Origin of the sequence: Mycobacterium sp., from assembly GCF_035314665.1 — a bacterium.
Classification (GTDB): Bacteria; Actinomycetota; Actinomycetes; order Mycobacteriales; family Mycobacteriaceae; genus Mycobacterium.
On the sequence record NZ_DATFZD010000373.1, the window covers coordinates 1 to 20,598 of the forward strand.

Genomic DNA, 20,598 nt, shown 5'->3' on the forward strand with positions numbered 1-20,598 from the left:
TTCTCCAGGGCTCAGTCCCCGTGCGCCAGCGTGGTTCTCTGAGTTTATGCAGCTCAGAAGCCGATGTTGGGATGCTATCTGCTGCAACAGGTGTGGTGCAAGCAGACTCGCGGTTTCAGCGGGGCCGGCCTGGCGCGTTGAGTCGGGCCATGAGTTCGCGGTTGGCGGCGCGGGCGGCGGCGAGGTCTTCATCGCGTTCGTCGAGTTGTTGTCGAAGGTCGAGGTTGTGCTGTTCGAGCTGGCTGATGCGTTGATGGAGGGCATCGATATCTGTGGGGACGCCGAGCCCGGACTCGCGCCAGGCCTGTTCACCGAGCGCTTCGGACAGCCGCTTCTCCAGCTGCTGGATGCGGGCGCCGAGCCGGGCGACTCGTTCGTGAGCAGCCAGCAGATCCGCCTGCAGCGAGGCTCGGGTGACCGCCGGGCCGGGGTGCTCATCGGGGACTGGATCTGCTTGCAGCACGTGGATTTTCTCCAGCAGGTCACGGTGCCGATAGAGGAATGTGCGGTCGACTCCGGCCGCACGAGCGATGGCGGCCGCGTTGAGCCGGTCGCCAGCGGCTGCGGCTTGGTCGATCGCAGCCAGCACGCGCCGGCGTCGGCGCATCGAGTCGCCGCGACGGCCGTCGAGCATCGATCGGATGCGTGTTCTCGACGAGACAGATTGTGCGCGTGTGTGATTCGACGTGGTGTCGGTGTTGGCGGTCATGCGGTGGCCTCCGAAGCGGTGCTTGCTGGTGCGGGTGGGGTGGCGGCGAGGGTGGGCATGCCGAGCGGCACCGTGTGGGCTGCGCGGTGGCGCCGCACGATGGCCACCGCGTCGTCGATGCGGGCTTGCTCGGTGTCGTCGAGGTCGGCGATGTCGCCTTTGATGCTGTTGATCAGTCGCCGGATTCGGGTGATCTCCTCCGCGGTGGGGGTGGCGTCGGCGCGGGCCCAGTCGTCCACTCCGTCGATGGCGGCGACCAGCCGTTCCCGGGTGCACAGCAGATCATCGAGGTATGCCTGCAGGTCGGGCAGGAACGCGATGTTGGTGCGGAAGTGATCGCAGCCCACGCAGCGGAACCGGACCGGGCAGGCCCCGCCACCGGCCTTGACGTTGGTTGGTTCGGTGCAGGTGCCGTAGGGGACGGCGACCTCGCCGACGGCGTGGCGGGCGCGCTCGGAGTCCAGCAGGGCGTGTGCGTCACGCCAGATCCGGTTGCCGTGCCGGTCGAAACTGAGCGCGGTGACCCTGTCGACGGCAGCGCGGCGACGGTCTTCACCGATGCGGTAGTAGCGCCGGGTCATCGAATAACTGCGGTGATCCAGCAGTTCGGCGAGCACGTCGATGGGGACACCGGCATCGGCGTGACGTTGGGCGTAGCAGTGCCGGTACGCGTAGGGGACGATCTTGGTCTTGTCGACCTCGATCCCGTCGCGGGTGCGCAGGACCGGCAGGGCCGAGATCCACTCGCGGTGCCGGGCGTCGAGCATATCGATGCTGATCGGCGTGCGCCCGTGGGGATTACGGCGTGGCGTGGGCAGCAGTGTCAGCTCAGCCACTGGGGTGTCGGGAAACAGCGCGCGGACCCGCTGCTGCTGGCCGCTGATCACGGCGGCGGTGGCCTCGCCGATCGGCAAACGCCGCCCGAGGCGGTGGGCCTTGGCGTTGTCGTAGACGAGCACCGCGGCTCTGTCCTTGTCGCGGTTCAGGCAGTTCAGCGGCAGGGCGAGGATGTCTTCTGGGCGTCGCCCGGTGTCGATGCCGATCTGGGTGGCGACCCTGACCTCGACGGGTTCGAGGGTGTCGAGGTTGGCGCACAGGATGGCCATGATCTCCGGTGGCAGGTCGCGGCCGGGTTCGCCGCGTTCGGGTTCGGCGGGGATGTCGCGGCGCTCGATGGCGAAATCGCCGGCCAGTCCCGCCGCTGGCTGGCCCGGCCTGGTCAGGCCGAGGGCGCGGATACCGGCCAGGACCTCGCGCACGTCGCGGCAGATGCAGTTGCGCCGGTATCGGCTGATCGCGCCGGTGGACTCCAGATAAGCCAGCCGGTTGAGGAAGTCCTCGATGTCGCTGCGGCCCAACGCCGACGGGACCAGTCCGCGGTCCGGCCTGCGGCCCAGGAACTCCGACAGCAGGCGCAGCCCGTTGATCTTGCCGCGCACTCTCGCCGCGCCGCGGCCTCGGTGACGGGGCAACTGTTCGGCTGCCCACCGTTTGACGGACTGGGCAAGCCAGGGCTGGCTGATTCCGGTGAACGACAGGTACCCGCGATGGCCGAAGACCGCGAGATCCCAAGTTTCCTTGGCCTGTTCGCTGCCGGGGTCGGCCAGAGCCCGCCGGACGTGTTGGGTCAGAGCGGTCCGCAGCGACCGCACGGACTTGTTGCGGGTGATCTCGGCCCGGTCGGTGGTGATGGAGGCGGCGTCCCGGCGGCGCAGCCCGTCGCACAGCACCCGCAATTGCTTGTCGGTGATCTTCGCCCCGCCCCGGACGCGCTGCTGCACGCCGAACAACACCTCGACGACCACCAGCACCGGCAGCGCGCGCAGGTTCACCTGCCCGGGCTCGGCCACACACGATTCGCGGGCTCGCCACCGGTGGGGATCCACCTCGGAGTCGGCGGCCAGCGCTGCCCGCCAGCGCTGGTAGTGGGTGTTGCAGTAGCCGCCCGCGCCATCGGCCGGCCGGGTGCACGCGGCCACCGAGCATGCGGGCATCGGCGGCAACGGCCGCACTCGCGGGTCGGCCAGGAACTGCTGCATCGACACCGGTGGTCGCCGCAGGCGGAACGTCTTGGCGTGCGGCTCGCACAACACCGCGTGTCGCACCGTCGGCAGGCAGCGGCATCCCGACACCGCGCACCGCGTCGGGGACGCGGGTTCGGCGGGCAGGCTTGCGGCAGCGGCGATCTCCGACTTGCTCATCCCAAGCCGAGTCAGGCGCGTGAAGCACCGATGACACACCGTGAGACCGGAACGGACGGTGTTCTGGCATCCGTCGACCCGGCACACCGTCCGGCCCAACAATCGATGTTCCGCCGGCAACGACAGCACCCTGGTCCGCGGATCCCACCCCGCCTCGGCCAAGAACCTGCGGTCGAGCATCGCCGCCAGACACGCGGCCGCGCCGATCAACACGACCCCGCCCAACACGTGCGGGAACTCGCCGCAGTCCTGCTCGACCGCGAGGTTTTCGCCCAGCCCCACAGCGCTCACCGGGTCACCTCGGCCTGCTCGCGAGGGCTGGGCACCGCATCCACGGCAGCCCGCAGCCGCGCGGGGTCCGGATGCAGGTAAACCTGCGACGAGCAGACCGCGGCGTGTCCAAGCAAATCGGCGACCACATCGATCCCGGCCCCGGCATCAACGACGTTGCTGCCGTAGGAGTGTCGCAGCTGGTGCGGCCGCACCGCGACGTCGAGTCCGGCGCGCCGGGACGCCGCGGCCATCAACTCCCCGATCGCGTCCGGCCGCATCGGCGCGCCGAGCCTGCCGCGGAACAGGTTGACGAACACGAAATCGCCGGCGGCGGCATCGGCGACGCGCATGCGCTCGAACTCGTAGACGTCGAACGTTTGCACCACAAGGAAATCCAGCGGCACCACCCGCTCCCGCCGCGACTTGGCCCACACCTCGTTCGGGTTGTCGGCCCGGCGCACCACATGCAGATGCGCCCGCGCCACATCGCAGCCCAATCGGCGCGAATCCACCAGCAGGTGCACATCGCTGCGCCGCAGCCCGCACACCTCCCCACGGCGCAACCCGGCCCGGGCCATCAACAACACGATCAACCGGTCCCGCGCCGAGCGGCAGGCCCGCAGCAGCGCAACGATCTGCTCATCGCTGGCGCGATCGACCGTCGTCTCCGGTTCCCGCAGCCGATGCCGGGCCCGCATCCGCCACGCCATACCACCGTCCTCGCCGCGGGCCTCCGCCGGCAGGTCCCGGTCATCGGCGACCTCATACAGCATCGACACCAGTCCCGTCGCACCGCGACCGGTCGCCACCGCGTGCACCACCATCCCTCGCACCGCGGTCAGCACACCGTTGATGCGCGACGGACACCGCACCGCCGCAGCGCCGGGACCGGCCACCACCACGCTCGCGGCGTCATCGACCGACGGCCGGGCATGAGCCAGCCACGTCATGAACAACGCGAAACCCTCGACACCGGCCTGCCAGGACCGGCCCGACCGGGCACACCAGCGCAGGAACAACGCGATCGAATGCGCATACGCCTTCGTCGTCGACTCGGCCGCGTCGCGGCCGAACCGCAGATGCCGCAGATACCCGTCGGCGACACCAACCACCTGCAGGTCCTCGTCCAGCACCGTCCAATACCGCTGCCCGGACGGCAAACTCACCGGGAATGCTCGCATGGTCTCTCGCTTTCGGGTCGACAGTCACAAACGACTACCAGCCACGAGCACCACACCCCCGGAGAAACGCCGAACAACCAGCCCAATCATCCAGATCGAGCAACGTCCCGCCACAGGTCAGAAAACCCCGGAGAAGGTCTACGGTGGGGCGAGGCGACCGGGCTGCGGATCCGCGACCTGGACATGCTGCGCCGGCGGGCCACCATCTCCGAGAACGCCGTCGAGGTCGGGTCGGAAATCATTGTCGGAACCACCAAGGGCCACAAGCTGCGCAGCGTGCCGCTACCGGACTTCCTGCTGCCTTATCTGGCCCGCCAGTGTGAGGACCGGCGCCGCGACGATCTGTTGTTCCCCGGCGACGATGGCGGATACCTGAAACGCCCGCATGCCGGGTCGGGGTGGTTCGACAAAGCGGGCAGGGCATCCGGTGTCCCGCGCACCACGCCACACGACCTTCGTCACACTGCGGCCAGCCTTGCGGTGTCGTCCGGTGCGAACATCAAAGCGATCCAGAAGATGCTGGGGCACGCTTCGGCAGCAATGACGCTGGACATCTACGCCGACCTGTTCGATGACGATCTGGAAGCTGTGGCTACCGCCCTCGACAAGGCCCGCGCTCGTGAAAGTGTGGGCAAAATGTGGGCACGACCCAGTGAGCCAACCCGACGATAGTGCTCTGAGCTGATCTTTTGCGCCCTGCCCAGGGTGTTTCCGCAGGCGCGGATGGGGGTTCAAATCCCTCCGCCACCGCCGACCGTCAATCGCAAGAAGTGATATCACATGCGATATCGTTTTTGGAACTCGTCACACAAACGGACGAACTCCGCCACCGCTTCACTCCCCGCGGAACGCGGGTGGCCGCTTCGCGAACGTCGCGGTGATGCCCTCGGCGAGGTCTTTTGACGGCAGGAACGCCGCATTCCACGCGGCCACATACCGCAGGCTTTCCGAGACCCGCGAAATGCGTTGCTGGTCAAGCACATCCTTGATACCACGCACCGTCAGCGGCGGGTTGGCCGCGATCTCGGCGGCGGTGGCGTGCGCGGCGGCCAGCGCCGCTTCGGCGTCGTCGTAGACGCCGTTGACCAGGCCGATCGTCTCGGCCCGCCCCGCGTCGATGTCTCTACCGGTCAGCACGAGCTCGCGCAAGTGGCCGTCGGCAATGATCAGGGGCAGCCGCGCGAGGCTGCCCACGTCGGCGACGATCGCGAGCTTGACCTCGCGGACGGAGAATTTGGCGTCGGCGCTGGCGTAGCGGATGTCGACCGCCGAAATCAGGTCGACGCCGCCGCCGATGCACCAGCCGTGCACCGACGCGATCGTCGGCGTGCGGCAGTCGGCGACCGCGTTGATCGCGCCCTGCATTCGCAGCACCTCGGTGTGAAAGTCGGCCCGCGGCCGCGCCGACGTCCCGTCGGTCATGACCTGCGTCAGCGTGCCGCCCATCGCCTGCAGGTCCAGGCCGTAGCTGAAGTTGCGGCCGGAGCCGGTGAGCACGATCGCTCGCACGTCGCGGTCGGCGTCCAGCTCGGCGAACACTGCGGGCATTTCCGACCAGAACGCGGGGCCCATCGCGTTGCCCTTGCCCGGACCGACAAGGGTCACCTGCGCGACATGGCCGTCGATGTCGACGGTGACGGATTCGTACGCCTGGCCCATGAACCACCTCCTGAAGTATCGAACTGAGGTTACGACGCGGCGATTGGCGCCGTACCGTGACCCTTATGGCAATCGAAAACGTCGCGGCGCCCACCGACGAGATCGAGTGCGCCGAGGCCACCCTGGTCGTGCTGCAGGACGTGCTGCAAGATGTCGGCGCTGCGGACCTGACCCGCCAGACGCCGTGCACCGAGTTCGACGTCGCGAAGCTGACCGACCACCTGATGAACTCGATCACGGCGATCGGTGGCGCGGCCGGTGCGGCCCTCCCGCCGCGTGCTCCCGACGCGGCACCGCTCGCCCAGGTCAGCGCCGCCGCCGAGGCGGCGCTGGACGCGTGGCGCCGCCGCGGCCTGGACGGCAAGGTGTCGATAGGCCCGAACAAGGCGCCCGCGGTCGTCGCGGCCGGCATCCTGTCGGTTGAATTCCTCGTCCACGCTTGGGATTACGCGATCGCCACGGGGCACCAGATCACCGTGCCCGAACCGGTGGCCGACTACGTGCTCGGCCTGGCCAGCCGGATCATCACCCCGCACGGCCGGACCGCGGTCGGCTTCGCCGACCCGGTCGACGTCGCCGCCGACGCGGACGTGTTCGACCAGTTGATCGCGTTCACCGGCCGCACGCCGGTTGGCTAGACGCGTTCGAGGTAGAAGTAGAAGAAGCGACCCCGTCCATCGCCGAAGTCGAGAACGTGCTTGCCGTTCATGATGCCCATCACCGCGTCGTCGTCGATTTTCTTGAAGTGATCGTGGGTGGGCTGGCCGTCGTAGACCATGGTGGCCGTCACCTCGCCGCGGAACTGCTCCATCCACAGGCTGGCCTCACCCTTGCCCAGCTTGACGTTCGAGAACTTGTTGCCGTCGTCGTCGAGGCAGATCAGCGGCTGCACGTCGGCGGCGGAGGTGAAAGTCTTGCCGAACCACTTCGCCTTGGCCAGAAGGCCGTTCATCCGGTGGCCGGTGTCGAACTCACCGCCCGACCATTCGCCCAGCATGTCCTCTATCGTGGCCGGCGGCAGCGTGGCCCAGAACGTGTCGAGTTCGGCGTCGGCTATCCGGTCCCTACGTTCCTTCAGCTCCGTGAACAGCTTTCGGGCGATCTCGTCGTTCAATGGTCCCTCCAGCGTCGGGCGAACTCGGTTGCGAATCGCAGGAATGTATCGTTCTCGCGCGGCGAGGAGACGGTGACGCGCACGCCGTCCCCGCCGTAGGGCCGGACGATCACGCGCGCCTCGGCGGCCTCCCGCACGAAATCCACAGTCCGTTCGGCCAGCGGCAGCCACACGAAATTGGCCTGCGACGAGGGCAATTCGTAACCCGCCCCGCGCAACTCCGCGCTCACCCGCGCCCGCTCGGCGACAACCGCGTCGCTGCGGGCGAGCAGTTCGTCGGCGGCGGCAAGCGACGCGATCGCCGCGGCCTGTGAAATGCTGGTGGCGCTGAACGGCACGTACACCTTGCCCAACGCGGTGATGACGTCGGGGTCGCCCACCGCGTAGCCGACGCGCAGCCCGGCCAGGCCGTAGGCCTTCGAAAAAGTCCGCAGCACAACTACGTTGGGGTGGGCGCGGACCAAGCCGAAGCTGTCGGGCAGCAGGCCGTCGCGGATGTATTCGACGTAGGCCTCGTCGATCGCGATCAGCACGTCCGGCGGAACCTTCTCGATGAACGAAGCCAGTGCGGCAGGGTCGACGACCGTGCTGGTGGGGTTGTTCGGGTTGCAGATGAAGATCAGGCGGGTGCGGTCGGTGATCGCCGCGGCCATGGCGTCCAGATCGTAGGTGTGGTCGGTGAGCGGTACCTGGACCGGTGCCGCGCCGGCGACGCGGATCTGCAGCGGGTAGATCTCGAAGCTGCGCCAGCCGAACACCACTTCGTCGCCGACGGTCGACGTGATCTGGATGAGTTGCTGGCACAGGCTCACCGAGCCACAGCCGACGGCGATGTGCTCCGGTGCGAAGTCCCCGAATCTGCTCAGGTGTTTCGCCAGGTGTGAACGCAACTCGACATAGCCGTTGTCGGGGTAGCGGTTGACCGTGTCGGTGGCCTTCTCGATCGCGGCCCGCACGCTGGGAAGTGGGCCGTCAACCGTCTCGTTGCTGGCGATCTTGATTGCCCCGGGTACCGTCTTGCCCGGCGTGTAGGCCGGCAGATCGGCCAGTTCGGGGCGCAGACGGGCAGTCACCTGACCAGCATAGGCGTGCCTTTGCCTCACGCCGTCCGGCCTGTGTACGCTGTGCCTCCGGAACATTTCAGGAGGCGTGCCAGAGTGGCCGAATGGGGCTCACTGCTAATGAGTTGTCCCCCATCAAGGGGACCGGAGGTTCAAATCCTCTCGCCTCCGCCGCGGCTGAACCGTCAGCCCAGCACAATTGAACACATGCGCCCGTAGCTCAACGGATAGAGCATCTGACTACGGATCAGAAGGTTGGGGGTTCGAATCCCTTCGGGCGCGCGCAGGTCAGAGGCGCTTTCCGACATTGTGGAGAAGCGCTTTTGGATCTTTGACGACAGTTTTGACGATCTGACCGACAGGTGGTCGGCGAACGGACGACCAGTTGTCCGACGGTCAGGTGGTCAAGGTTGCCGGGGTCAGCACCGAATCCATGCCTGATGAGCGTCACTCCACATGACGACCATTGCTGGGCGGTTCGTACGTCACAGAGGCTGTCGACCGTCCTGACTTGTTTGTGGCGATCGTATGCACCATCAGCGTGCCGATGTTTCGGGGGTCTCGGGGTTACGACGAGCGCGGGCGATGGGTGCACGCCGCATGAAGCCGTGGCCCGGTACAGTCCCCAGAAATGTTGGTTGCCGACCTCCACCACTTCCTCGACCTACCCCCTGACACGCCGGGCCCAGCCCGCCGCCTCGCCGAGCACCTGAGCAACATTGTTCGGGCGGCTACAGCTGGTGACGCCGCAACCAGCTGGGAAAGCGCGCTGCCGTGCCGACGCCGGCCGGCCCACCGGCGCTGCCCGGGTCAGCTGATCGTGCTACAGACGGAGCCGGGCGTACCGATCCGGTGGGAGTGCAGCGTCTGCGACGACGATGGGATCATCAGTAATTGGGAGGACTCGCCTTTCGATCTGCGCCGCCGAAGGCTGGCTCTCGTCGGCTCCGTCAACCAGATCGTCATCGCAAATGAGGTGGCCGTGGCGCTGCGCGAGTTACGGTTGCTTGACCCCGACTGCGAGCGACTGGTGTTCGGGATCCGCGCCCACAACGACGGCGCTGTCCTGGCTGCCACCGATGATGACCTCGACGAGCTGATCGGGTTCGTGGCGGCTGAGGCTAACCATGAGCCCGACCGCCGCCGCCAACGGCGACTCGACGCCGCATTTGAGGCGCTCACCACCGCGGCCCAGATTCTTAACGGCCGATGAGGGCCAGTGATCTTCTGCCGCATCAAATGCCGAGCAGCCCGTCAGCGAACATCCCGACGGCCAGGATCGCATCCGCGGCTGCGGTGCTCGGGTCGACCTCGGGTGGTCCGACGTGATCTGGTTGACGTAGGCCGAAGTCCCCTGGGCGGACGAATCCGCGAGATTGGCCTGCAGATCTTGTAGCTGGGTGCGAATAGTGCCGGTCGGATCCCCGAGCACCTCCCGGACCCGCCCCGCTGCCGCCAGCGCGTCGCCGTATTCGTTGTTCAGGAGCACCAACGCGATGTCGTACCAGTCTTTCGGCTTGCGGCGGCTACGTGGAGGCGGCGCAAGCCGTTCATTGGCGGCCTGGCCCTCTTCGCGGGCCGCAGCGCCACGCAACCGCAGCTTGGACGCGATCGAACGGGCCCGCTGGCCGGCTGAGCGGCTGCGGTCACGTACCCGGGTACGGGTGGCCCCACCTGCAGCCTGAATACGTTTGATCGTGCCGGCGATGCCACCGACGGCCTTGGCCAGCAACCCGGAGTCGGTGGGATAGGCCACCGCCGCTTCCACCACCGTGGTGTCGGCGCGGACCTTGTCGGTGCGCAGGAGTTTCTGGGCGGCGGCCTTGGCCAACAACGCGTCGTTGAGCCCGGTCACCGCAGCCTCGCCGCACCGTCTGGTCAGCTTCATCAGCGTTGTCGGGTGCGGCACGCGTGAGCCGAGCGGGATCCGGCAGAACCGTTGCCAGGAAATCGAATCGCCCACCTCACGGCATAGCGCCTCAAAGCCCAGCCGGTAGCGGAACTTCAAGAACAGCATCCGCAGGTAGGTCTCCATGGGAACCGACGGACGACCGATCCGCGGGTCGAAGTACGCCACGAACGGCGTGAAGAACACCGGGTCGTCGAGCAACGCGTCCACCCGGGCCAACTCGTCGGGCAACACCAGCAGCTCGGCTGGCAATATTGCATCCCACAACGACAACTGGTCATTTACAGTTCTGAGCACGATGGCCTCGATCCCTTCTTGCCAAGGGTTCGAGGCCATCATCTCGTCAAACGACGTCCAGCTCAGCCGCCGCCACACCCCGACTTTTTCAGGTCGAAGTAGCTAAGCTATGCAGAATTCACAAGAATCATCGTGCACCTCGCGGCACCCATATACGGTTCAATGCACAGGTCAGGACAAGACGCTGCACAACCAAACTGCGGTGTTTGCTGCCTTGGAGGAATTATGACTGCGCAAGTGCACGCGTGGCAGGTTTGCGGCTTAGCGGTCGCTCTGGGTATCGGAGCCGCGGTGATCACCGCCCCCGGCGTCGCGTGGGCCGCACCATCCAAGTCGAATACGTCGTCGACCGGTCCGGCGTCTCCCTCGGTGTCGTCTTCAAGGCCACACATCGCGGCGGGAATCACACCGAGGCCGCCATTGACTAATCCGCCGATGTCCTTGTCAGTGTTGCCATCACGCGCTGAGTCGACGTCCGCAGATGGCCCGTCAGCGGCCGCGGGCCTGGGTGTTGCGATAGACAAAGTGCCGTCGCGTGACGACCCGAAAGTGGTCAGCCCATCCCGGCTGGCTCGGACGACGGCCACACGCACCTCTGCATTCGTCGCCGCCATCGTGGCCGCAATCCCTACGCCGCCGGGGCAATCAACATCCACCACGTCGCGAGCCAGCGCCGGCAAGCACGGACCGAACCGCGTAATGATGGACCCCTCTTCCGTTTCGGGGCGCGGGCCGGCGTTGACGGCCCGTGCGATCTCAGGCAAGCCCGTTGTGGGCGAAGGATCGGTCGTAGCGTTCAACCAACACACACCAACCCCGCTCGTTCCCGTGCCGAAAGCTGCTGGGCCACTTGTCGCTGCGCGGATGGCGGTGCCGAGCCCCGCGATGAGCGTCGCGTCCGCTCTGATGGCCGCCCTCGCGGCGACCTTTAGTGCTACTGCGCCGGCCACCCCGGTTGAGTCGCCTGTGCTCTGGGCGTTGCTGGCCTGGACGCGTCGCCAGTACCAAGAAACGCTGTCGACGGTGCCGAGCGCTTTTGGCCTCGCCAAGTCGATCCAGCCTGTCGAAAACCAGCAAACGGGAACGGAGTCTGATACGGGAGCATTGCTGCCGCGAAGGGTCATCGTCGGCCTGCTCCCGGTTCGCGCCCTTTTCCCTGGGATCACAGCGCAAGACAGCACCGGCCCCAACACCGCCGCGCCAGGCAACCCAGTAGCCACCAGAGTGGTGGTCTATACGAACTCCGCCGGCCAGAAGGTGACACTGTCGGTGGACCTCTATCCCGATGCAAAGAGCGCGTCGGCGGCCTTTCAGGAGGCTGCCGAAGCGAGCGCCGCGGTACCCGGATTCAGTCCCCTGCCATCACCGCAGCTGGGCAATGAGGCGTTCGCCGGCGTGGTTACTCAGGGCACGGAGACTCACGTAGGAATCGGGGCGCGCTACGGCCGCGTCGTGATCGGTGCTACCACGGCAGGCTTCGCGGCCGATCCGAGCACCATCGCCAGGCTAGAACTCCTTGCCGCCGTGCAAGGTGTGACGGGTTCCATTCTTGCCCCGTCGTATGACTTTCGGTTTTTGCAAGTTTGAACACGGCGGCTTGAGGCTAAACCGTAGGTAGCTACACCCGCAATTCGATACCAGCACCGTCCCAGGGGCCAGCGTCTAACGGTGGTATCCACAAACCCACGGCGATCAACCGGTTGTCTGCGCTACTCCATCGCCCGGTGATGAGAAGCGAGGCCAGGGCAATGGGACCTCGCCGCAGCGTCATTCAGCTCTTGCCCCTGTGCGAGGGCGGAGGCTCGGACTATACCCTCTGTGCGCGGTCCGCCACGGCTGCTCACGGCGGGTAATCGGGTGGGCCATCGATGAGCACTGAGCACCGAGCTGGTCGCAGGGGAGCGCGCACTGGCCATGACTGTGGCGATGCGCGGCGAGCTGGCCGAGCAGGTGATCTTGCACGCCGATCGCGGCCTGCCAGTACACCTCAACGCAGGTAGTCAGTTTCGCCCGCGAGCACAATCTCTTGCGATCGGTCGGCCGCACCCGCGTGTCGGGATAATGCTCTAGACGAATCGTTTTGGGTCACAATGAAATTGAGTTCTACGACCGGTACCTGTGGCCGAACAAGCTGCAAGCCAAACTCGCTGTCGGCGACTGGATCGAGCGGATATACGACCGTCGCCACGCTGCCCTCGGTGTGCTCAGCCCCGTCGAGTTCGAGAATCGACTCACTCAGACGGCACAAGCCGCCTGACCCTGTGTCTACCAAACGTGGTCAGTATCCATTCGCTTTGTCGGGCACAATTGTTGCCGGCATTGATCGTGATCGCGCTGCTGACGCTGAGCGGCAAGGAAGCCAGGGGAATCCACTTCCACACTGAGCAAAGTGCCTATCCCGCACGGAAACATCTGAATACGACGCAAGAGTTGACGTTTACTAACCACCAGCCAACACCTGCCGAGCCAGCGTCTCCGCCCGCCCAGCGTTGGATAGAAGGTCCGCCCGTTTCCCGGGCCACCACAACAGTTCCACGACAATGATCGCAACCCACAGCCATGACACCAGGGCTAGTCGGATCGACCCGAAGAAACTATCGGTCAACGCGAGGATCAGCGATATCGCGGCGACGACCAGAACCACCCACCGATACCGGCGAGCTTGCTCGTGCGCTTCACGCAACCCGCTGCTGTATTCGATGACAGCGTGCGCCAGGCATGCCTCACCGATGTTGCGGCCACGCCGGGTCGCCCGAACCACCGCTACCCGATCCGCGCCGCTCAGCGTCTCGGCTCCTGGCCAGAACCTTGCCATCCGACGAGCCATCGGGATCCCGAAGACGAACGGGCCGAGGGCGACAAGGGCGACGAGCGCCGCCACAGACCCGGACTCAGCAAACCCGAGCGCGCCAAAGAAGATACCGACTGCCAGCCCGACGCTAACTATCCTGAAGACAGGTACGCCTCGCCATACCCACGCCGGGATCACAACCACAGGGTGATTGTGGCCGCTGTCGATCCCGGAGAGCAATCGGTTGGACAAGCCGCCGTGCAAGGTGTGACGGGTTCCATTCTTGCCCCGTTGTATGACTTGGGATCTCCACTCCGTCGCACCGTGAGCTGACGACAGTTCTGACGACAACGATGACGACAGTCGGGCTTTCCCACACCTCCCCCGACACGAGAACAGAACTCGTACCGTGCCTGGTCACGCGCAGCGCCCGTGCCTACGGATCAGAAGGTTGGGGGTTCGAATCCCTTCGGGCGCGCCCAGCTCATTCCTGAAGGAGCGGGGCCGGTCAAGGCCACGGCCGGTTGTTTTTTTCGCTTGTTTGCGAGGTTCCTGATCCTGGTTGGCGCGTCGAAATTGGCGTCGGGGGTCAAGGCTCGGGCGGAGCCCGACCGCGTAAGCGGCCGCAGGGCCTTGACGTCGACGCCGTTCGGCGCACGCTGTTCAGGACAGGAAAATCGGAAAGGGCTTGTTGCCTGCTTTCTGCTTGCGGAACAAGGGGTCGGTGTCGTCTTCAAGGCCGGTTTCCCGGCGTAGGCAGGCGAGGGCTGCTGGGTCATTCCTTCGCCGCGCGTTAGCGGCATGAAGCGGTTCGCAGGGACGGTCGGACGGGGTCAATCAGAAGGAACGGCCACGCCGGTATCGGGGGTCATGAGCTGGACGACCCGCGCCGACCGTGAACTGGGTCGCGCTCACGCTGCGCGGGGTGAGCGGTGCAGAGCCCGGACATGGTGATCGCGCAGCCCGTAGAAGACCAGCTCGAGCTGTCGTCGGGCCGCAGCCACCGCACCGATGTTGCGGTTGCCGCGGCGATGAGCCACCTGTTCTCGGATCGCGCCGATGCGACTGGTCGCCGGCAGGATTTTCACCGATTCGATCGCCGCCCACCGCACCAGACGCGAGCCCTGCTTGGTGATGTGCCCGCGGTGAACGGTGGTGTCGGACTCGTGATGTCGCGGAGTCAGCCCTGCCCAACACGTCAACTGGGCCGGCCCGTCGAAACGATGCACGTCCCCGATCTCGGCGACGAACACCGCCGCCAACACCGGCCCGACCCCGGGGATCTGCTGGATCGCGGTGTAGCCGGCATCCTTGGTCAGCCGACGCTGCGCCAGACCGGTGAACAGGTCGATCTCAGCGTCGAACGCTTCGATGAACCGGCGCAGCGAGGCGATCCGCGCCACATACGGCGCGGGCATCGTGACCCTGTCCAGCAGCAGGGTTCCTTCGACGCCGAACAGGTCGGTCATCGGTACCCAGACCCCGCCCTTGGCCAGCACGGCATGCACCTCGGCCTTGCATCGGGATCGCATCGCGACCAATTTGGCCCTGTGCCGCACCAGCTCTCGCAGCTCCCGCGTTTCCGGTGGCGCGATCCAGGCGTGCGGCAACCGCCCCATCCGCAACAGATCCGCCAGATCGGCAGCGTCGCGTTGATCATTTTTAACCCGCCGATACGAGAACGCCTTGACCCCGAGCGGATGCGCCAGGTGCACCGACGCGCCGAGCTCGGCCAACGCATCGACGGCCCAGTACCACCCGTACGTGGCCTCGAGAACCACCTCCGGCGCTTCGCCAGCTCGGGACATCACCTCGGCCAGCACGTCACGGTCGTTGAGAATCCGCACCGTCTCCAGATGCTCGCCAGTCTCGCTCATCCGCACCAGCACCGAACGGCGCCGATGCAGATCCATGCCGACAAACTGCTGACCCTCGTAGAATTCGTTCACAGGGGCCTCCTTCGTCGTGGAACAACGTGAACACCTCGAGCATGCGCGCTCGGGACGGACACGAGGAGCGGAGGCCCCGCTCCTTCATGACATCAGAGGCGCTTTCCGTCATTGTGGAGGCGGCGCTGTTGGTTCTTTGACGACAGTAGCCATCGGCATCCGTTACGGCCCGTGTGACTTCGGCATGGCACGGGGCACTACCGGTGGTCTCCGAATACGCCAGAAGCGCAGCAGCAAAGGCTACCCATTACGAATTCGCTCGCCCACCGGTCGGCGACAATATCGCCCGCGCAGCGCTGCTTCCCTCAACCGGTTGGTACCTCGTCGGTCCATACCCTAAAGCTCGTCAATGTGGCGGGACCGAATGTGTTGCTGAGCGCGACGTCGGCGGCGTCGAGGCCACGCGCGATCAAGACCCTGCCGATGCGTGGCGTGTTGTGGCGCGCGTCGAAGGTATGCCATTGCCCGCCCAGGAACACCTCGAACCAGGCAGAGAAATCCATCGGCTCGTCCACCGGCGGCACACCGATGTCGCCAAGGTACCCGGTGCAGTAGCGCGCAGGGATGTTCATGCACCGACAGAAGGCAACGGCAAGATGCGTGAAATCACGGCACACACCCGTCCGGTCGTGAAAAGCTTCCAGCGCCGTCCGCGTCATGCGCGCGTGTTCATAGCCGAACGTTATATGTCGCTGAACGTAGTCGCAGATTGCCTGAACGCGGCCCCATCCCGTTGGTGGCTGCCCAAAGAGATTCCACGCCGTCTCGGATAGCCGATCGGTCTCGCAATAGCGGCTGCCGAGCAGGAAGATAAGCGTGTCCACGGGCAGGTCCGGCACGGGAATCTGTTGCGCGTGGGGAACGATGACATCGGGGAGGCCAGTGTCGTTGACGACCGCATCGGCCGAGACGCGGGTGCGGCCCTTGGGCGCAACAATGCGGGTGCACCAGTTGCCGAAGCCGTCCCGATAGGCTGCCATCGGGACCGGCGGGTCGATTACCAGGTCGTCACGGCCGACGAGGTCGGACACGCGGGTGAAGTGGATGTTGAGGTTGAATATTATCGGGGTTGGCTGCGGGCAGTCGTAGATCATTTCGAAGCCGACGCGAATTTGCATTATTTCTCTCCGGTATCCGGCAGGTTAGGTCGCGCATGGCCGGCGGCGTAGGTGGTGGAAAGGGTTCTCACGTGTGCTCCTTGGCGCAGGGCATGAATCATGGGGCGCTCACGCGGCACATGCTGTGCGTAACGAATCGATCAGCATGCGCCGCAATGCCGTCCAGCGTCGGCCCGCGGCGATAACGATGCCCTGGTTGACTTCCAGTTCGATTCCGACGTAGTCGCACTGCGCGAAGCGCAAGCGCAAGCGCGAGGTCAACCCGTCTCCTTTGCCGGCATAGGGGTAGTTGCGGCGTACGCGAAGTTCCGGAGCCAATGCTGCCAGCGTTTCCTTCCAGCGGGCGCACACCTCGGCCTCCCCGCGCCGACCGGGGTGGTAGAGCAAACCCACATCGGCGCCGCGCACCCTGCCATCCAGCTCCGCGGTAAAGCTGTGCGACGAAATGTGGATCACGCGATGCCCCCGCGCTACCGCTTGCCCGACGAGACGCTCGACCTGCTCGCGATAGGGCCGGTAATGCTGTTCGACGATCTGCGCCCGGGTCTGGGCCGGCGCGGCGCGGGTCACCGCCGAAAGAAGTTGTGGGTGGCCGATCGAGCGATTGAGATCGATAAGCAGGCGGCTGACAGTCGAAGCCACGAGGGGCGCCGCAAAGGCACTGGCGAGTGCCTTCGCCATGACCAGCGACCCGGGATCGTAGCCACGGTGGGAATCCAGCAGCGCCCGTTGTCGCCGAAACAGCCGCCGATAGGGCGCGGGTATGCGGTTACCGCCGTGTTCACAGGTGATGATGAAGGTGTCCATCGTGACAACCGGTCACCAGCGCAACTCGGGCAAGTGGCGAAACACCTGCCGCACACCTTCGCCCCATTCGTCGCTGAGGGCGGTGAAATAGGGGTCGCCCTCATCGAATCGCCGCCGCCACTGCACTTCGAGGCTGTCCCGTTCGTAGCAAATCAGGTCGATGGGCATGCCCACCGACAAGTTGCTGCGCATGGTCGAATCGAAGGACACCAGTACACACTTCGTGGCGTCTGCGAGGGGAGTGTGTTGCGTGATTACGCGGTCGAGGATCGGCTTTCCGTACTTGGTTTCACCGGTCTGAAAGAAGGGCGTGTCGATCCCGGCTTCGATGAAATTGCCCTCGGCATAGGTCCGGAATAGCCGTATCGGCTCGCCGTCGATCTGCCCACCGACGATGAACGAGGCATTGAAGCGGATGTTGCTCTCTTCGAGGTACCCGGCGTCGCGTTTCTCGATATCGCGCGTCGCGTCGGAGACCAGCCTCACGACGTCGAACATCGTCCGGGCACCCAAGAGATTGGTGGCTGCGTCGCCGTCAGCACAACGCTGCGTCAATACGCTGATGACGGCCTGGGTTCCGGCCAGGTTTCCCGAACTCAGCAGAACGACAACGCGGTCGCCGCGACGCTCGAATACCGTCATCTTGCAGAACTTGGCGAAGTTGTCCACGCCGGCGTTCGTACGCGAGTCCGAGGCGAAAATCATGCCCTTGTCGAGCATTACGCCGATACAGTAGGTCACGCCATGCACCTTCTGTGCAATCAACCCCCGTTCACAATGCCACCAGCTTCAGGATGGTGGCAGAAGCGCAGTTGAGCGATTCCCAATCTGGATTTAAGCCTGCCTCGATGCCTTCGCGAACACCAAGCCTACGCCGCTCGACGTGCGGCAGCAGATAATGACGAACCTGCGTTTACTCCCGGCTGCAGTCGTCGCGGTGGTTGCCGGACGCACGGTAGACACCGCCCTGGCCGGCATGCGGGCTCGCCGAGGCAACTGGGCGAGTGCCGTGTGCATTTCCGTCGGGCCGGCCACGTGCCGGTGGAGCCTGACCCGGTTCGGCGGACAGATCACCGACGGCGCCAAGGTTGGCCTGGCGACCGAGCTTCGGTATCGCGAAAAGGTAATGGCCACAACGTGGTCGAGTAGGCAGGACGCGCGGATCCGCTACACCGCGCCCGCCGTTGCGGATGGCCGGTCAGCGTCGGTGACAGAGATCGACCGTTACCGCAACCTGTAGGAGGCCCTGGGCCGGTCTGACCCTGGTCACCTGCTAGAATCAAAGTGCAGTCCAGCGGTGACCACGCCCGCTGCGATCCGCGAAATTCCGATCACCAAGCAGGGCAGGCCATGCCGCTTGCTCGTCGAGAGGAGTCCAATGACCACCTACTACACGGAAGGTGTCTTCGGGGTCGTCTCGTTTGAGACCGACCCGCACCACGACATCAACGCCGACGCGAAATTCTGGAGCCCTGACACCGAGAGGTGGGTCGACTGCCCAGGCTCGACCGGCATCGGGACCGACGTGCTTTACAGCGTCGATTTCTACCCCATCCCCGCCGACGCGGTCGAAGAGATGCAGACGCGTTGTCGCGACCTCATGGCACGAAGGGCCGCGCCCGGATCGACAAGCGGCTACACGCCGACGCCGAGATTGTCGCGCTGAAGTGACGGCACGCTGCCCATTCGAGCGTCTGAGCCGCTTGCCCGAGAGGAGACCGTTCCCATGACCACGTCCTCCAAGGAAGCGTTCGGGATCGTTTCATTCGAGACCGACCCGCAGACTGACATCAACGCCGACGCCAAGTGCTGGCATCCGGCCAGCGACGAGTGGGTGGATTGTCCGGGCTCGACCGGCATCGGGGTCGACGTGCTGTGGAGCGGCGACTACACCCAGATCCCGGCGGCTTCGGTCCCCGAGATGCAGCAGCGTTGCCGTGACCTTTCCAACGTGCGCAGGCGCGGCGATACTGAAAACTGGCCGCCGAGAAGGCCGTTGCGCCACGAACGGGGTTGGGCCAGATCCCCGAACGACAGGTCCTAGGTTGGCAGGGGCACCGATGGTCGGTCAGCCAATCGTCCCAGTCTGCGACTGCTTGACCGGCCAATTTGAGAGCTTCCCATCGTCTGCCGCCGACACGGACCGGACATGCCGGGGCGGTTCATCCCCGATCCTGAACCTTCTCCGGTGTCAGGCGAAGGTGGGCCAATATTTTTCCAAAACTTGCTCCGCCACATATGCGCCTGACCAGCGGTCCGGGAGGCGATCGTGACAGAGATTTCACCCACCCCCTCCTCTTGGCATCTGACCAAACCGCCGCGGAGTGAAGGCCGCTGACCCCCAGTCACTGTCGCAACGTCTGGTCACCGTTTCGGTCACGGCGCTCGAGTTCGAGAATGCGCTGCTGGGTGGTTGAGTACTGCAGGGCGAGCGCGGCATGGTCTGCATAGCCGGCGACGAGGTCGCGTTCATCGTCGCTGAACGGGTGGCGGTGTGTGCTGCGACCAACGACCAGCGTCCCTCCGATGACGTGCGTGCCGCGCAGCGGCGCGACGATCGCCGGACCAAGGTTGAGTTCATCGTCGTTGAGGGTGAACCCCACGAAACTAAGTGTCGTTCGGTCGTGGACGGCGATCCACGCCGGTGAATGATCCGGCCGGATCGCTAACCCCAGCTCGATCGGCAAAGGTGGCGTCCCAGCGACTGCGGTCACGACTAGCTGGCTGATTTCGTCAATGGTGGCCGGTTCGGGGGGTGCGGCCAAAAACGACCACTCGCTACCGCTTAACCGCATCGCATCTGTAGTGATCAATTGACGCACATGGTCCGATTCACTGCCGGCAAGCAAAGCCATCGAAACGGCGCGCGTGGCCTCCAGCCACGCCTGACGGGTACGCGTCTGCCCGAACAGCCTGGCGTTTTCGATGGCGATGGCTGCCGCAGCCGAGAGCGCCTGCACCATCACCTCGTCATCACCGGTAAAGGGAGCGCCGTCGGCTTTCTCGGTGACATAGATGCTGCCGAACACCTGACCTCCACCAAGCACGACCGGAACGCCCAGAAAAGTCCGCATCGGTGGATGGCCGGGCGGGAACCCTACCGATGACGGATGCGTGGATACGTCGTTCAGCCGAAGTGGACGGGGATCGTCGAACAACACACCGAGCACGCCCGTCCCGCGCGGCAAGTCACCGATCATGGCACGGGTGGACTCGTCGATCCCCTCATAAACAAGATCGGCGAGTTCCTTTCCCTGTCCCCGCAAGCCGAGCGCGCCGTAACGCGCACCAGTCAACTCGACCGCCGCATGAACAATCCGCCCCAACGTCTCATCGAGGTCTAAACCTGAGGCGACCATGAGGATCGATTCGATCAACCGGTCCAGACGATCACGGACCTCGATCATCTCGGCAATACGATCGCGCACTTCCGCAAGCAACTCGCGCAGATGCAGGTGACCGAGCACCCGTTCGAGATCTGGGGCGTCGTCTCGCCCAGTTTCGCTCACGGGAGGAAGTCTTCCATCCA

General features: G+C 65.4%; 19 protein-coding genes, 2 tRNA genes and 1 pseudogene. 9 read left to right on the forward strand and 13 right to left on the reverse strand.

Annotation, left to right across the window (positions count from 1 at the left end):
* Positions 1–115: 115 nt before the first annotated feature.
* The 3 genes from VKI00_RS26430 to VKI00_RS26440 are packed head-to-tail and all read right to left on the reverse strand — an operon-like array spanning position 116 to position 4,364.
* On the reverse strand, positions 116–709 hold the full coding sequence (locus VKI00_RS26430; RefSeq protein WP_324443526.1) for a hypothetical protein: 594 nt from the start codon (positions 707–709) through the stop codon (positions 116–118).
* Complete coding sequence (locus VKI00_RS26435; protein ID WP_324443528.1) at positions 706–3,201, reverse strand: tyrosine-type recombinase/integrase; 2,496 nt, start codon at positions 3,199–3,201, stop codon at positions 706–708. Before VKI00_RS26435 ends, VKI00_RS26430 begins: the two co-directional genes overlap by 4 nt.
* On the reverse strand, positions 3,198–4,364 hold the full coding sequence (locus tag VKI00_RS26440) for a tyrosine-type recombinase/integrase (RefSeq protein WP_324443530.1): 1,167 nt from the start codon (positions 4,362–4,364) through the stop codon (positions 3,198–3,200). Before VKI00_RS26440 ends, VKI00_RS26435 begins: the two co-directional genes overlap by 4 nt.
* Positions 4,365–4,547: 183 nt before the next feature.
* Here VKI00_RS26440 and VKI00_RS33895 point away from each other — a divergent pair, with 183 nt between their 5' ends.
* Positions 4,548–5,036 (forward strand): tyrosine-type recombinase/integrase, encoded by a 489-nt coding sequence (locus VKI00_RS33895; protein WP_414687298.1) that lies wholly within the window; start codon positions 4,548–4,550, stop codon positions 5,034–5,036.
* A gap of 162 nt (positions 5,037–5,198) precedes the next feature.
* On the opposite strand, the gene VKI00_RS26450 is transcribed toward VKI00_RS33895, so the two are convergent.
* Complete coding sequence (locus VKI00_RS26450; protein WP_324443534.1) at positions 5,199–6,023, reverse strand: crotonase/enoyl-CoA hydratase family protein; 825 nt, start codon at positions 6,021–6,023, stop codon at positions 5,199–5,201.
* 65 nt (positions 6,024–6,088) lie between these two features.
* On the opposite strand from VKI00_RS26450, the gene VKI00_RS26455 reads away from it, so the two are divergent.
* The gene (locus VKI00_RS26455; protein ID WP_324443536.1) at positions 6,089–6,661 is read left to right on the forward strand and encodes a TIGR03086 family metal-binding protein; all 573 of its coding nucleotides are present in this window, start codon (positions 6,089–6,091) and stop codon (positions 6,659–6,661) included.
* Here the strand turns inward: VKI00_RS26455 and VKI00_RS26460 are convergent.
* On the reverse strand, positions 6,658–7,137 hold the full coding sequence (locus tag VKI00_RS26460) for a DUF4334 domain-containing protein (RefSeq protein ID WP_324443538.1): 480 nt from the start codon (positions 7,135–7,137) through the stop codon (positions 6,658–6,660). The two genes, VKI00_RS26455 and VKI00_RS26460, sit on opposite strands and share 4 nt — an antisense overlap.
* On the reverse strand, positions 7,134–8,210 hold the full coding sequence (locus tag VKI00_RS26465) for a pyridoxal phosphate-dependent aminotransferase (RefSeq protein ID WP_324443540.1): 1,077 nt from the start codon (positions 8,208–8,210) through the stop codon (positions 7,134–7,136). Before VKI00_RS26465 ends, VKI00_RS26460 begins: the two co-directional genes overlap by 4 nt.
* A gap of 70 nt (positions 8,211–8,280) precedes the next feature.
* Between VKI00_RS26465 and VKI00_RS26470 the strand changes: the two genes are divergently transcribed.
* Positions 8,281–8,369 (forward strand) — tRNA-Ser (locus tag VKI00_RS26470).
* Positions 8,370–8,407: 38 nt separating this feature from the next.
* A tRNA-Arg gene (locus tag VKI00_RS26475) sits at positions 8,408–8,480 on the forward strand.
* Positions 8,481–9,743: 1,263 nt separating this feature from the next.
* Here the strand turns inward: VKI00_RS26475 and VKI00_RS26480 are convergent.
* Positions 9,744–10,404 (reverse strand): annotated as a pseudogene (locus tag VKI00_RS26480) (transposase); the annotation flags it as partial.
* Between the two features lie 885 nt (positions 10,405–11,289).
* Between VKI00_RS26480 and VKI00_RS26485 the strand changes: the two are divergent.
* On the forward strand, positions 11,290–11,991 hold the full coding sequence (locus VKI00_RS26485; RefSeq protein WP_324443542.1) for a hypothetical protein: 702 nt from the start codon (positions 11,290–11,292) through the stop codon (positions 11,989–11,991).
* A 493-nt stretch (positions 11,992–12,484) separates the two neighbouring features.
* Positions 12,485–12,661, forward strand: a complete 177-nt coding sequence (locus tag VKI00_RS26490) for a hypothetical protein (protein ID WP_324443544.1) — start codon at positions 12,485–12,487, stop codon at positions 12,659–12,661.
* A gap of 183 nt (positions 12,662–12,844) precedes the next feature.
* On the opposite strand, the gene VKI00_RS26495 is transcribed toward VKI00_RS26490, so the two are convergent.
* From VKI00_RS26495 to VKI00_RS26515, 5 genes are all read right to left on the reverse strand, one after another.
* Complete coding sequence (locus VKI00_RS26495) at positions 12,845–13,285, reverse strand: hypothetical protein (protein ID WP_324443546.1); 441 nt, start codon at positions 13,283–13,285, stop codon at positions 12,845–12,847.
* A gap of 821 nt (positions 13,286–14,106) precedes the next feature.
* Positions 14,107–15,108 carry an IS110 family transposase gene (locus VKI00_RS26500; protein WP_422656529.1) on the reverse strand — a complete coding sequence of 334 codons (1,002 nt, stop codon included), beginning with the start codon at positions 15,106–15,108 and terminating at the stop codon, positions 14,107–14,109.
* 341 nt (positions 15,109–15,449) lie between these two features.
* Positions 15,450–16,262, reverse strand: a complete 813-nt coding sequence (locus VKI00_RS26505; RefSeq protein WP_324443551.1) for a transglutaminase family protein — start codon at positions 16,260–16,262, stop codon at positions 15,450–15,452.
* Positions 16,263–16,370: 108 nt separating this feature from the next.
* On the reverse strand, positions 16,371–17,069 hold the full coding sequence (locus tag VKI00_RS26510) for an N-formylglutamate amidohydrolase (protein ID WP_324443553.1): 699 nt from the start codon (positions 17,067–17,069) through the stop codon (positions 16,371–16,373).
* A 12-nt stretch (positions 17,070–17,081) separates the two neighbouring features.
* Complete coding sequence (locus tag VKI00_RS26515) at positions 17,082–17,810, reverse strand: peptidase (protein WP_324443555.1); 729 nt, start codon at positions 17,808–17,810, stop codon at positions 17,082–17,084.
* Positions 17,811–17,952: 142 nt separating this feature from the next.
* Here VKI00_RS26515 and VKI00_RS26520 point away from each other — a divergent pair, with 142 nt between their 5' ends.
* The 3 genes from VKI00_RS26520 to VKI00_RS26530 all read left to right on the forward strand — a co-directional run bounded on the left by VKI00_RS26520 (position 17,953) and on the right by VKI00_RS26530 (position 19,113).
* On the forward strand, positions 17,953–18,309 hold the full coding sequence (locus VKI00_RS26520; protein ID WP_324443557.1) for a hypothetical protein: 357 nt from the start codon (positions 17,953–17,955) through the stop codon (positions 18,307–18,309).
* A gap of 138 nt (positions 18,310–18,447) precedes the next feature.
* Positions 18,448–18,735 carry a hypothetical protein gene (locus tag VKI00_RS26525; RefSeq protein ID WP_324443559.1) on the forward strand — a complete coding sequence of 96 codons (288 nt, stop codon included), beginning with the start codon at positions 18,448–18,450 and terminating at the stop codon, positions 18,733–18,735.
* 60 nt (positions 18,736–18,795) lie between these two features.
* Positions 18,796–19,113, forward strand: a complete 318-nt coding sequence (locus VKI00_RS26530) for a hypothetical protein (protein ID WP_324443561.1) — start codon at positions 18,796–18,798, stop codon at positions 19,111–19,113.
* A gap of 301 nt (positions 19,114–19,414) precedes the next feature.
* On the opposite strand, the gene VKI00_RS26535 is transcribed toward VKI00_RS26530, so the two are convergent.
* On the reverse strand, positions 19,415–20,598 hold a 1,184-nt coding region (locus VKI00_RS26535), incomplete at its 5' end, for a GAF domain-containing protein (RefSeq protein ID WP_324443563.1).

Coding starts and splice junctions, on each gene's coding strand:
- VKI00_RS26430 (WP_324443526.1), bottom strand. CDS start 709: ATGACCGCCAACACCGACACCACGTCGAATCACACACGCGCACAATCT.
- VKI00_RS26440 (WP_324443530.1), bottom strand. CDS start 4,364: ATGCGAGCATTCCCGGTGAGTTTGCCGTCCGGGCAGCGGTATTGGACG.
- VKI00_RS33895 (WP_414687298.1), top strand. CDS start 4,548: ATGCTGCGCCGGCGGGCCACCATCTCCGAGAACGCCGTCGAGGTCGGG.
- VKI00_RS26450 (WP_324443534.1), bottom strand. CDS start 6,023: ATGGGCCAGGCGTACGAATCCGTCACCGTCGACATCGACGGCCATGTC.
- VKI00_RS26455 (WP_324443536.1), top strand. CDS start 6,089: ATGGCAATCGAAAACGTCGCGGCGCCCACCGACGAGATCGAGTGCGCC.
- VKI00_RS26485 (WP_324443542.1), top strand. CDS start 11,290: ATGAGCGTCGCGTCCGCTCTGATGGCCGCCCTCGCGGCGACCTTTAGT.
- VKI00_RS26500 (WP_422656529.1), bottom strand. CDS start 15,108: ATGGATCTGCATCGGCGCCGTTCGGTGCTGGTGCGGATGAGCGAGACT.
- VKI00_RS26505 (WP_324443551.1), bottom strand. CDS start 16,262: ATGCAAATTCGCGTCGGCTTCGAAATGATCTACGACTGCCCGCAGCCA.
- VKI00_RS26510 (WP_324443553.1), bottom strand. CDS start 17,069: ATGGACACCTTCATCATCACCTGTGAACACGGCGGTAACCGCATACCC.
- VKI00_RS26525 (WP_324443559.1), top strand. CDS start 18,448: ATGACCACCTACTACACGGAAGGTGTCTTCGGGGTCGTCTCGTTTGAG.
- VKI00_RS26530 (WP_324443561.1), top strand. CDS start 18,796: ATGACCACGTCCTCCAAGGAAGCGTTCGGGATCGTTTCATTCGAGACC.